11 protein-coding genes and 2 pseudogenes are annotated in these 11,112 nt (G+C 65.7%); 8 read left to right on the top strand and 5 right to left on the bottom strand.

Translation table 11 applies throughout. The annotated features are described in order from the left end of the window. A partial coding sequence (locus tag GJ693_RS10085; protein WP_156256181.1) for a hypothetical protein occupies positions 1–248 on the bottom strand: 248 nt, incomplete at its 3' end. Positions 249–349: 101 nt separating this feature from the next. Between GJ693_RS10085 and GJ693_RS10090 the strand changes: the two genes are divergently transcribed. Then, positions 350–754: a hypothetical protein gene (locus GJ693_RS10090; protein ID WP_156256182.1), complete on the top strand. Its 405-nt coding sequence runs from the start codon at positions 350–352 to the stop codon at positions 752–754. Here GJ693_RS10090 and GJ693_RS10095 read toward each other — a convergent pair. Beyond that, complete coding sequence (locus tag GJ693_RS10095) at positions 732–1,418, bottom strand: hypothetical protein (RefSeq protein ID WP_156256183.1); 687 nt, start codon at positions 1,416–1,418, stop codon at positions 732–734. The genes GJ693_RS10090 and GJ693_RS10095 overlap by 23 nt on opposite strands. Then, the gene (locus tag GJ693_RS10100) at positions 1,415–2,098 is read right to left on the bottom strand and encodes a DJ-1/PfpI family protein (protein ID WP_156256184.1); all 684 of its coding nucleotides are present in this window, start codon (positions 2,096–2,098) and stop codon (positions 1,415–1,417) included. Before GJ693_RS10100 ends, GJ693_RS10095 begins: the two co-directional genes overlap by 4 nt. 124 nt (positions 2,099–2,222) lie before the next feature. Here GJ693_RS10100 and GJ693_RS10105 point away from each other — a divergent pair, with 124 nt between their 5' ends. The 3 genes from GJ693_RS10105 to GJ693_RS10115 all read left to right on the top strand — a co-directional run bounded on the left by GJ693_RS10105 (position 2,223) and on the right by GJ693_RS10115 (position 5,580). Further along, positions 2,223–4,157, top strand: a complete 1,935-nt coding sequence (locus tag GJ693_RS10105) for a potassium transporter Kup (protein WP_408014561.1) — start codon at positions 2,223–2,225, stop codon at positions 4,155–4,157. 40 nt (positions 4,158–4,197) lie between these two features. Further along, positions 4,198–4,494, top strand: coding sequence for an immunity 53 family protein (locus tag GJ693_RS10110; protein WP_156256186.1), 297 nt, complete (start codon positions 4,198–4,200; stop codon positions 4,492–4,494). Between the two features lie 84 nt (positions 4,495–4,578). Next, on the top strand, positions 4,579–5,580 hold the full coding sequence (locus tag GJ693_RS10115) for an NADP-dependent oxidoreductase (protein WP_156256187.1): 1,002 nt from the start codon (positions 4,579–4,581) through the stop codon (positions 5,578–5,580). Positions 5,581–5,614: 34 nt separating this feature from the next. Here GJ693_RS10115 and recR read toward each other — a convergent pair whose 3' ends face one another. Then, complete coding sequence (gene recR / locus GJ693_RS10120) at positions 5,615–6,211, bottom strand: recombination mediator RecR (protein ID WP_156256188.1); 597 nt, start codon at positions 6,209–6,211, stop codon at positions 5,615–5,617. Positions 6,212–6,354: 143 nt separating this feature from the next. Here recR and acnA point away from each other — a divergent pair, with 143 nt between their 5' ends. The 4 genes and pseudogenes from acnA (at position 6,355) to GJ693_RS10135 (ending at position 10,700) form a co-directional block, all read left to right on the top strand. Beyond that, complete coding sequence (gene acnA / locus GJ693_RS10125) at positions 6,355–9,036, top strand: aconitate hydratase AcnA (RefSeq protein ID WP_156256189.1); 2,682 nt, start codon at positions 6,355–6,357, stop codon at positions 9,034–9,036. 187 nt (positions 9,037–9,223) lie between these two features. Further along, positions 9,224–10,237, top strand: a pseudogene (locus tag GJ693_RS17510) (NF038122 family metalloprotease); the annotation flags it as partial. A 75-nt stretch (positions 10,238–10,312) separates the two neighbouring features. Further along, positions 10,313–10,408, top strand: a pseudogene (locus GJ693_RS17740) (PEPxxWA-CTERM sorting domain-containing protein); the annotation flags it as partial. A 52-nt stretch (positions 10,409–10,460) separates the two neighbouring features. Beyond that, entirely contained in the window at positions 10,461–10,700 is a 240-nt protein-coding gene (locus GJ693_RS10135; protein WP_156256190.1) for a CBU_0592 family membrane protein, read from the top strand. On the opposite strand, the gene GJ693_RS10140 is transcribed toward GJ693_RS10135, so the two are convergent. Next, the coding region (locus tag GJ693_RS10140; RefSeq protein ID WP_197042096.1) for an HAD family hydrolase at positions 10,697–11,112 on the bottom strand (416 nt) is incomplete at its 5' end. The two genes, GJ693_RS10135 and GJ693_RS10140, sit on opposite strands and share 4 nt — an antisense overlap.

Consider the following 11,112-nt stretch of genomic DNA (forward strand, 5'->3'; position numbering starts at 1 on the left):
GGGCTTGCCGGGGGTGCCGCGGGTTCGGCCGTAACCGGCACTGCCTTGGCGAGCTGGCCCACGCCCCAGGCCCCGACCGCGATGGCAGCCAGCGTGACCGGCGAAACGCGGCGCAGCATGAAGGGCAGCGCCACGGCGGCAACATTGCCGATCGGGCCCAGGTGCGATCCCGACACGCGCGAGGCGATCTGGCGGGTGGCCGCAGCAGCGGCAGCGCGAACGGCAAGACGGGCAAGCGGGTTGGCCACGAGTCGGCTCCTTCTTCGAACAAACAGTATAGCACAGGTGGGCAGCGGCGGCGCGGCTGGCAAGCCTCGCCCTGCTCTGCTGGCCGCGCTATGGCGTCAACATGCCGAACCCACCCCAGCCTGGCCGCCCGTCTGCCCCCGATGCCCTGCTGCGCCTGTGGATCCTGGCTGCGCTGGCGTTGGCCGGGCTGTACGGCTGGCAAGCCTGGCAGATGCGCGACTGGCCGGCGGACTTGCCGGGCCCACAACCGCTGCGCGCGGTGCAGATCAGCGAATATATGGCGCTGTTCGTGATCGTGCCCGCCGCTGTGGTGGCGCTGCAGCGCTGGCGGGCAACCCGGGACCGACTGCTGTTGCTGTTGGCAGCGGCCTATGGCGCGCTGTCGGTCCTGGCCCATGCGCAAGACGTGGTGCTGGCTGGCGAGATGTTCCGGCTGCACATCGCCCATGCCGCGATCGCGCTAGCCGGCATTCCCGTGGCGATCAGGGCGCTGCAGCTGCGCTGATCTTCGCCGCACTGGTCGCGCCCGACAGCGTGTCGACGGCCGTCACCCAGGTCGCCCCGGCGGGCACGTCCGCTGCGAACCGCCCGGTCTGGCCGGCCCATTTCAGTGGCACGGTGGTGCCGCCCACCCAGGCCTTCAGCTCGAAGCGCTTTTCATCCCACAGCGTGCCCGGCGCGATCGGGCAACCGCACAGCATGGAGACATCGGCCACCACCTGCCCGCCCTCGCGCCGCGCCGTCAGCGCCAGGCCGGGCAGCTCGATCACCCAGCCGTCGCCCACCACCGGCTGGCCGGGGATCAGCCAGCGGTTCTGCAGGGCTGATACGGCAACGCCGCCGGGTTTCATCGGGCCGAGCACCATCACGCGCACCAGCCGCGGTTCGGTGACGTCGATGGTGGTGGAAAAGCTGGCGCTGTTGGCATCGGCGAGCGGCGTGCCGCGCGGGGAACCGTTCATGATGCGGCTGGTGTCGCCGGTGCCGCCGGCAATCTCGCCTTCGGCCAGCGCCGCGCCGCTGTCCTTGTCGGCAATGACGACCTTCATCCCGCCCATGCCGGTGCCGATGAACTTGGCACCCTGGCTCAGCACCCGCACCGTCACCGGGGTGGGCACCGCCAGCGCCGGGGTTGCAGCCAGCAGGGTCAGCAGCAGCAGATGTTTCATGCCATTTCTCCCATCAATCGTGCTGCCGCCGCCCGCATCTCGGCATCGCGGTGGCCCAGGCGCTCGGCGGTGAAGGCCCGCATCTGGGCGATGATCTCGGGCCGGGCCGTGGCCGGGGTGCCGCCGGGCCGGCTTTCGGGATCATATTCCAGGCCCAGCCGCAAGCTGGCTGCCACGTCGGGGCCATGCAGATGTTCGAGCACGCGGAAAGCGAAATCGATGCCGCTGGTGACGCCGCCAGCACTGATGATGTTGCCATCGAACACCGTTCGTTCCTGCACCCATTCGGCGCCGAACAGCGGCAGATAATCGCCCCAGGCCCAGTGACAGCCGGCCTTGCGGCCCTTCAGCAAGCCGGCGGCGGCGAGGATCAGCGATCCGGTGCAGACGCTGGTGATCCAGGCGCAGCCCGGCGCCTGGTCGCGCAGCCAGCCCAATATCGCCTCGTCATTCATCGCCGCCGAACAGCCAAAGCCGCCCGGCACGCAGATGAAATCGAACTGGCCCGAGTCTGCCAGAGTCGCGGTCGGCATCAGCGCCAGCCGGCAATCGCTCATCACCGGGTCCATGGTCTTGGCGACATACTCCACCGTCGCGCCCGGCATGCGGCTCAGCACCTGGGCCGGGCCGGTCATGTCGAGCTGGGTGAGCTGGTCATAGAGCAGGAAGGCTATGCGCATCGGGGCCACTTTCGTTGATTGCGCCAGCCATAGCCTGCCGGCATGGCAGCCGCCAGCCCGGCGATGCGCCGGCCCGCCTGATGCCGCATTGCAGCACCAGACGGCCTGTGCTAACCCGCCGGTCTTGTTCAACAGGCGGGCAGTTTCCATGTCGAACCAGGGTGCGTCGCCAGCCGCGGCCGCTCATGCCGATCCCCACGGACATCATCAATCGCTGCTGAGACTGGCGGTCGGCGCTGTTGGCGTCGTGTTCGGGGATATCGGCACCAGCCCGCTTTACGCGTTCAAGGAAACCTTTGCTGGCCATCACACGCTGGCGATGAACAGCGTGACCATCTACGGCGTCATCTCGCTCATCTTCTGGACGATGATGCTGGTGGTGACGCTGAAATATGTCTCCGTCATCATGCGGGCAGACAATCGCGGCGAAGGTGGCTCGCTGGCGCTCATCGCCCTCATTTCCCGCCTCTCCCCAGGCGACACGCGCTCGGCGCAGCTGGTGCTGCTCGGCGTGCTGGCCACCGCCCTGTTCTTTGGCGATGCCATCATCACGCCGGCGATGTCGGTGCTGTCGGCGGTTGAAGGCATCACCGTGGTCGAAGCCCGCATGCAGCCGATGGTGGTGCCGATCGCCATTGCGATCCTGCTGGCCCTGTTCCTGTTCCAGAGCCGCGGCACCGCCCGGGTTGGCGCCATCTTCGGCCCGATCGTGCTGGTCTATTTCGCGACATTGGCCGTGCTGGGCATCAACAACATCATGGCCTATCCCGCCATCCTGACGGCGCTGAATCCGTGGTATGCGGTCAAGTTCGTGCTGGCGATGCCAGCCGCCGCCTTCCTGGCGTTGGGCAGCGTGGTGCTGGCGGTGACCGGCGCCGAAGCGCTTTATGCCGACATGGGCCATTTCGGCCGCAATCCGATCCGTCTCGCCTGGTTCGCATTGGTGCTTCCGGCGCTGATGATCAACTATCTCGGCCAGGGCGCACTGCTCACCGTTCACCCGGAAGCGCTGGCCAATCCCTTCTTCCTGATGGCGCCGGAGTGGGCGCGGCTGCCGCTGGTCGTGCTGGCAACGCTGGCCACCATCATCGCCTCGCAGGCCGTCATTTCGGGCGCCTTCTCGGTCACACAGCAGGCGATCCAGTTGGGCTTCCTGCCGCGCATGAAGATCGTCCACACCTCGGCGTCGGCTTTCGGCCAGATCTATATTCCGGCGGTGAACTGGACCCTGCTGGTGCTGGTGATGTTCCTGGTGTTGGGCTTCCAGACCTCGTCCAACCTCGCTTCGGCCTATGGCATCGCGGTCACCGGCACCATGCTGATCGACACGCTGCTGGTCGGCGTGCTGGTGCTCACCATCTGGCGCTGGCCGGCGTGGTGGGCGGCACCGCTGCTCGCCACCTTCGCGCTGGTCGATTTCGCCTATTTCGCGTCCAATCTCACCAAGGTGCCCGATGGCGGCTGGTTCCCGCTGGTCATCGGCCTGATTGGCTTCACCGGCCTCACCACCTGGTCGCGCGGGCGCAAGCTGATGCAGGAACGGCTGCGCGATTCGTCGATGCCGATGGACGTGTTCATCAAGTCCGCCGCGGCGGCCGCCACCCGCGTGCCCGGCACCGCGGTGTTCATGACGACCTCGCCGGTGGGCGTGCCGCAGGCGCTGCTGCACAATCTCAAGCACAACAAGATCCTGCACGAACGCATCATGATCCTGACGGTCGTGATCGACGAGGTGCCCTATGTGTCCGACGAGGACCGCATCGGCGTGAAGGACCTCGGCGGCGGCTTCTACCGCATCCTGATCCGCTATGGCTTCATGCAGGAAATCGACATTCCGGCCATCCTGAAGAAGGTGGAGAATTGCGGGCCGAAGCTGAAGATGATGGAAACCAGCTTCTTCCTGTCGCGCCAGACGCTGCTGGCCAGCGACAAGCCCGGCATGGCGCTGTGGCGCGAGCATCTCTTCGCCTGGATGATGCGCAACGCCGAAAGCGCGATGGACTTCTTCAAGCTGCCGACGAACCGCGTGGTGGAGTTGGGCAGTCAGGTGGAAATCTAGCAAACTTGTGGGTCTTGTTCTGGCCCCTTAAGCTCGACTGATGGACATCCTGGATTGGCTCGCAACGTGGTACGAGGCCCAATGCGACGGCGAGTGGGAAGAGCAATTCGGCCCCGCGATCACCACGCTTGATAATCCCGGCTGGTCTGTCCGGATTGATCTCGCCGGAACAGACTGTGATGGGCGCAAACTCGAACGAGTCGCACACAATCTCGATCATGACCGCGATTGGTGGACGTGCTGGACTGAAGACAATGTGTTTCATGGCGTGGGCGGGCCCCGTCAATTGCGCGCACTTCTTGAAGCCTTTCGGGATTGGACAACCGGTTCCCGGTAAACCGTTCCGGCCCCTCCCGCAGCCAAGAGGTGCCGCGGGCGGATATTGCCGCTAGTGTGTCTCCAACCACAGGAGACTCAACCCATGACCACATCCCGCGAAATCCGCCTCGCCAGCCGCCCGGTTGGCGTGCCGCAGCCGGAAAATTTCGACCTCGGTAGCCGCGAATTGCCGGCTCCCGGCTCCGGCGAAGTGCTGGTCCACAACAAGTATATGTCCGTCGATCCCTACATGCGCGGCCGCATGTATGACCGGCCGAGCTATGTGCCGCCGTTCCAGATCGGCGAGGCGCTGCAGGGCGGCGCCATCGGCGTGGTGGCGGAGAGCAACGCGGACGGCCTGAAGAAGGGTGACATCGTCTCGTCCATGTTCGGTTGGCGCGAGGCGTTCGTCGCCCCGGCCGCAGCGCTGGAAAAACTCGACGTGCCGGGCGGTATCCCGATGGAGACGTTCCTCGGCGTGCTCGGCATGCCCGGCCTCACCGCCTGGGCCGGCCTGACCCAGATCGGCAAGCCCAAGCCGGGCGACGTGGTGTTCGTCTCGGGTGCCGCCGGCGCCGTGGGCAGCGTGGTGGCGCAGGTCGCCAAGCTGAAGGGCTGCACCGTCATCGCCAGCGCCGGCAGCGACGACAAGTGCGCGTGGCTGAAGAGCCTCGGCATCGATCATGTCATCAACTATCGCACTTGCGGCAACCTGCTGGCCGCCGTGCAGGCCGCCGCGCCCAAGGGCATCGACATCTATTTCGACAATGTTGGCGGCGAGCATCTGGAAGTCGCCATCGAGACCGCCAAGCCGTTCGCGCGGCTCATCGAATGCGGCATGATCTCCGCCTATAACGACACCGCACCGACGCCAGGCCCGCGCAACATCATCCAGGTTGTCGGCAAGTCGCTGACCATGCGCGGCTTCATCGTCATCGAGTTCCAGGGCCTGCGCGGCGATTTCCTCGCCGAGATGGGACCGTGGATCCGCGCCGGCAAGCTGAAGTGGCAGGAGACGGTGCTGGACGGGATCGAAAAGGCGCCGGAGGCCTTCATCGGCCTGTTCCAGGGCATGAACACCGGCAAGATGCTGGTGAAATTGTGAGAATCTGCTCCCCTCCCTGCAAGGGAGGGGAGGATTACCCTACCGGCCGCCGCGCGTTCAGCGCCAGCGCCAGCGTGCCCTCGTCCAGCCAGTCAAGCTCGCCGCCCATCGGCAGGCCCTGCGCCAGCTGGCTGACCTTGACGCCGGTGGAAGCCAGCGCCTCGGCAACATAGTGCATGGTCGCCTGCCCCTCCATCGTGGCGGACAGGGCGAGCACGACCTCCTTCACCGCCCCGTCGTCGGCGCGGGCGACGAGTGACGGGATGGCCAGATCCTCCGGCCCCACCCCATCCAGCGCCGACAGCCGCCCGCCCAGCACATGATAGCGCCCGGAAAACAGGTGGCGGCCATCCAGCGCCCACAGATCGGCAACATCGGCGACCACGCACAGCAGCGACGGATCGCGGCGCGGATCGCGGCAGATGGCGCAGGGGTCGCTGGTTTCGACATTGCCGCACACCCCGCACACCACCAGGTTGGCGGCCACCGCCTGCAAGGCTTCGAGCAGCGGAAACAGCGCGACCTCGCGCCGCTTGATCAGGTGCAGCACCGCCCGCCGCGCCGACCGTGGCCCGAGGCCGGGCAGGCGAGCCAGCGCATTGGTGAGCGCATCAATTTCGGGCGAAGCCATGGCCCCTTATCGGTGAAGCTTTTTACCGGCGCAACCGGTCTGGATTTTGACACGAATTCCCCGTGCAGCGGTCTTTTCGCGCTGCACCATCTGGGCTAGACCGTGCGACAACTTGTCAAAGCACAACCATTAGGAGGGCGCGCATGACCGCCATCGGCCAGGACAGTCTGAAAACCCGCCGCACACTGACCGCTGCCGGCAAGACCTATGCCTATTACAGCCTGGAGGCCGCTGCCGCCCAGCTGGGGGACGTGTCGCGCCTGCCCTATTCGATGAAGGTGCTGCTGGAAAATCTGCTGCGCTTTGAAGATGGCAGCACCGTCACCGCCGCCGACGTGAAGGCCGTGGTCGATTGGCAGGCCACCCGCACGTCGAACCATGAAATCAACTATCGCCCGGCGCGGGTGCTGATGCAGGATTTCACTGGCGTGCCCTGTGTCGTCGACCTGGCCGCCATGCGCGATGCCATCACCAAGCTGGGCGGCGATCCGGTGAAGATCAACCCGCTGGTGCCGGTTGATCTGGTCATCGATCACAGCGTTATGGTCGATGAATTCGGCAACCCGCATGCGTTCGAAGACAATATGGCGCTGGAATATGCCCGCAATCTGGAACGCTACGAGTTCCTGCGCTGGGGCAGCGGCGCGCTGCAGAATTTCCGCGCGGTGCCGCCCGGCACCGGCATCTGCCACCAGGTGAACCTGGAATATCTGGCGAAAACCGTGTGGAGCAGCGCCGATACCTCCGGTGCGATGGTTGCCTATCCGGATACCTGCGTCGGCACGGACAGCCACACCACCATGATCAACGGCCTCGGCGTGCTGGGCTGGGGCGTCGGCGGCATCGAAGCCGAAGCGGCCATGCTCGGCCAGCCAGTGTCCATGCTGATCCCCGAAGTCGTCGGCTTCAAGCTGACCGGCACTCTGGCGGAAGGCGTGACCGCCACCGATCTGGTGCTCACCGCCACCCAGATGCTGCGCAAGAAGGGCGTCGTCGGGCGCTTTGTGGAATATTATGGCCCCGGCCTCGATGCGCTGACGCTGGCCGATCGCGCCACGCTGGCCAACATGGCGCCGGAATATGGCGCCACCTGCGGCTTCTTCCCGGTCGATGCCAAGACCATCGATTATCTGGTGCTGTCCGGCCGCGATGCCGACACGGTGGCGCTGGTCGAGGCCTATGCACGGGCGCAGGGCCTGTGGCGCGAGGCCGACACGCCCGATCCGGTGTTCACCGACACGCTGGAGCTGGACCTCGGCACGGTCATGCCCAGCTTGGCTGGCCCGCGCCGCCCGCAGGACAAGGTGCTGCTCTCCGACGCCAAGCCGGCGTTCGAGAAGGAACTGGCTGGTGGTTACGGCAAGGCCGAGAAGATGGCGCAGCGCGTGGCGGTTGCGGGCGCCAATTATGACATCGGCCATGGTGACGTGGTGATTGCCGCCATCACCAGCTGCACCAACACGTCGAACCCAAGCGTGCTGGTTGCCGCCGGTCTCGTCGCCCGCAAGGCCCGCGCCCTCGGCCTCAAGAACCAGCCCTGGGTGAAGACCAGCTTTGCCCCTGGCTCCAAGGTGGTGACCGATTATTTCGACAAGTCCGGCCTGGCCGCCGACATGGACGCTTTGGGTTTCAACCTGGTCGGCTATGGCTGCACCACCTGCATCGGCAACTCTGGCCCGTTGCCGGAACCGATTTCGGAGGCGATCAACGCCAATGATGTCGTTGCCTGCTCGGTCTTGTCGGGCAACCGCAACTTCGAAGGCCGAGTGTCGCCGGACGTGAAGGCCAATTATCTCGCCTCCCCGCCGCTGGTCGTCGCCTATGCGCTGGCCGGCACCATGCGCAAGGATCTGACCAAGGAGCCGATCGGCCAAGGCAGCAATGGCCCGGTGTATCTGAAGGACATCTGGCCGACCAACGCCGAAGTCGCGGGCATGGTGATGGCCAATGTGACGCCCGAGATGTTCGCCGCACGTTATGCCAATGTGTTCGATGGCGATGAACGCTGGCAGGCGATCAAGGTGGAAGGCGGCGCCACCTATCGCTGGAACCCGTCGTCCACCTACGTCCAGAACCCGCCCTATTTCGAAGGCATGACGATGACGCCGGCTCCGGTGGCTGACATCGTTGGCGCCCGCGCCCTTGCGGTGTTTGGCGACAGCATCACCACCGATCACATCAGCCCGGCCGGCAGTATCAAGGAATCGAGCCCCGCCGGCCGCTATCTGACCGAACGCCAGGTGACCAAGGCGGAGTTCAACTCCTATGGCGCGCGCCGCGGCAACCATGAAGTGATGATGCGCGGCACCTTCGCCAACATCCGCATCCGGAACGAGATGGTGCCGGGCGTGGAAGGCGGTGTGACCCGCCATATCCCGTCGGGCCAGCAGCTCGCCATCTATGATGCGGCCATGGCTTACAAGGCCGACGGCACGCCGCTGGTGGTGATTGCCGGCAAGGAATATGGCACCGGCTCCAGCCGCGACTGGGCGGCCAAGGGCACCACGCTCCTTGGCGTGCGCGCCGTCATCGCCGAAAGCTTCGAGCGCATCCACCGCTCCAACCTGATCGGCATGGGCGTACTGGCGCTGGAGTTTGCGGCCGGCAGCGACCGCAAGAGCATCGGGTTGACGGGCGAGGAAGTGTTCGCGATCCAGGGTCTGGCCAATCTGAAGCCGCGCCAGATGCTGACCGTGGCCTTCACCCGCCCCGATGGCAGCGCCGGCAGCTTCGAGGCCCTGTGCCGGATCGATACCGAGCAGGAGCTGGAATATTATTATGCCGGCGGGATCCTGCCCTATGTGCTGCGCAAGCTGGCGGCCTAGGCCGCCAGCGTCGCAATTGCCGCAGTCCAGTAAGCGGCTGTAAACGCTGTTGACTTCACTTCGCCGTTAGCTAACTTTGGTTAAGCACGTTTCGTGCGCTGTTGCCAGTTGCGGTGTTTGGGGAAGTCACATGAGCGTCAGATTTGTTGCGTCCGTCGTCTGTGCCCTGCTGTCGTCGAGCACCGCTATGGCGGTCGAATCGCCGATCCAGTTCAACCTCATCAACGTTGGCGGCGTCGATCCGGGCACCGCGGCCTACAACGGCTTCAGCACGGCCGCCTATTACTGGTCGAGCGTGCTGACCGCGTCGCAGCCGGTCACCATCAACCTGCAGGTGGGTTTCCAGTCTCTGGGGCCCGGCATATTGGGATCGACAGGCAGCGCGCGCACCATCCAGCCGGCCATCTTCGTGACCGACCGCATCGCCGCGCGCCAGACGACGGCCTTTGATTCGGCGCTGACGCTGCCGACCTTCTACGATGGCCAATTTGGCCCCGGCACGGCGCTCAACATGTATACGCCGGGCTACAAGGGCGTCGATGCAAACGGCGCCAATTTCGGCATCGACAACAGCACCAGGGTCTATGACACCGACGGCAAATACAATGCCACCTTCATCGCGGTGAACACCGCCAACGCCCGCGCCCTGGGCTATGACCTGGGCAACACGGTCGATGGCTCCGTGCAGTTCAGCTCGGATTTCAAGTTCGACTTCAACCCGCGCAATGGCATCACGCCGGGCAGCATCGATTTCCTCGCCGTTGCCATCCACGAGATCGGCCACGCCCTCGGCTTCGTCAGCGGCGTCGACGATTATGATTATATCGGCACCGGCGGCCCGCTCGCCGATGTCATCTGCTTCGCCAGCGGCGCCACCTGTTCGGAATATCCCGATGTCCAGAACGACTGGTGGGGCTCCACGCTCGACCTGTTCCGCTATTCCGAAGCCGGCCGGCTCGACTGGACGACCAACACCGCCAGCTATTTCTCCGCCGATGGCGGCGTGACCGCCTATCAGAACGGGCTGTTTTCCACCGGCAGCTTCAACGGCGACGGCTGGCAGGCCTCGCACTGGAAGGCGCCGCAACTGCCCAACGGCGCGTTCAGTTGCCTGCGGCCCAAGCTGGGCATCATGAACCCCTATATCTGCAATGCCCAGGAAGGCATATTGACCGGGCTCGACCTCGCCGCGTTCGATGCCATCGGCTACAACACAAGCATCGACCTGAACACGTACAGCATCACGACCGGCCAGATCAGCCTCCAGTCCGGCATTGGCGTGCCGGAGCCGGCGTCCTGGGCCATGCTGATCAGCGGCTTTGGCCTGGTGGGCGCTGCACTGCGCCGACGCCGGCAAGTCCTGAACGCCTGACCATCGCCTGCCGCCCCTTGCCTTCACCGGCCGGGGCGGACATGGACGCGCCATGGAACTTGCAATCGAAGCGGCCGGCTGGATCGGCGCCGTCATGGTGCTGGTCGGCTATGGCCTGGCCAGTGCCGGCAAGCTTGAGGCGCGCACCCCGGCTTTCCAGTGGCTGAACTTTGGCGGCGCGGTGGGGTTCGTCATCAATTCCGGCTGGCACGGCGCGGTGCCGTCGATGGTGCTCAACGTCATCTGGGGCGGCATCGCACTGTTCACGCTCTACCGCTTGCGGCGGGCCTAGGCGCGTTCGAACAGGCTGGCCTTGATACTGCCCCACTGCGCCACCGGCCAGCCCCGTTCGCCGGCAATGGTCGCCAATTGCGCCGACGGGTTGGCACACAGCACCTGGCCGCCGGTTGCCAGCGCCAGTTCGAAGCAGGGCAGATCGCTGTGGTGGTCGCTGGTGAAATGCACGACCGCGCCCGCCGGCGCCTGCCCGGCGAGCCAGGCCTCCAGCGCCGTCCGCTTGGCCGGGCCATAACAATTCGCACCCGCCAGCCGGCTGGTCAGCCAGCCGCCGTCGCGCACTGCCTCGGTCGCCACCACGTCGGCCACGCCGAGCCGGGCGGCGATGGCGCGCACATAAAAGCCATGGCTCGCCGAAGCGATGACCAGCCGGCGCCCGCTGGCCGCGTCGTTGCCGAGCGCTGCGC

The organism is Sandarakinorhabdus oryzae (assembly GCF_009733735.1).
Taxonomy (GTDB): Bacteria; Pseudomonadota; Alphaproteobacteria; order Sphingomonadales; family Sphingomonadaceae; genus Sandarakinorhabdus; species Sandarakinorhabdus oryzae.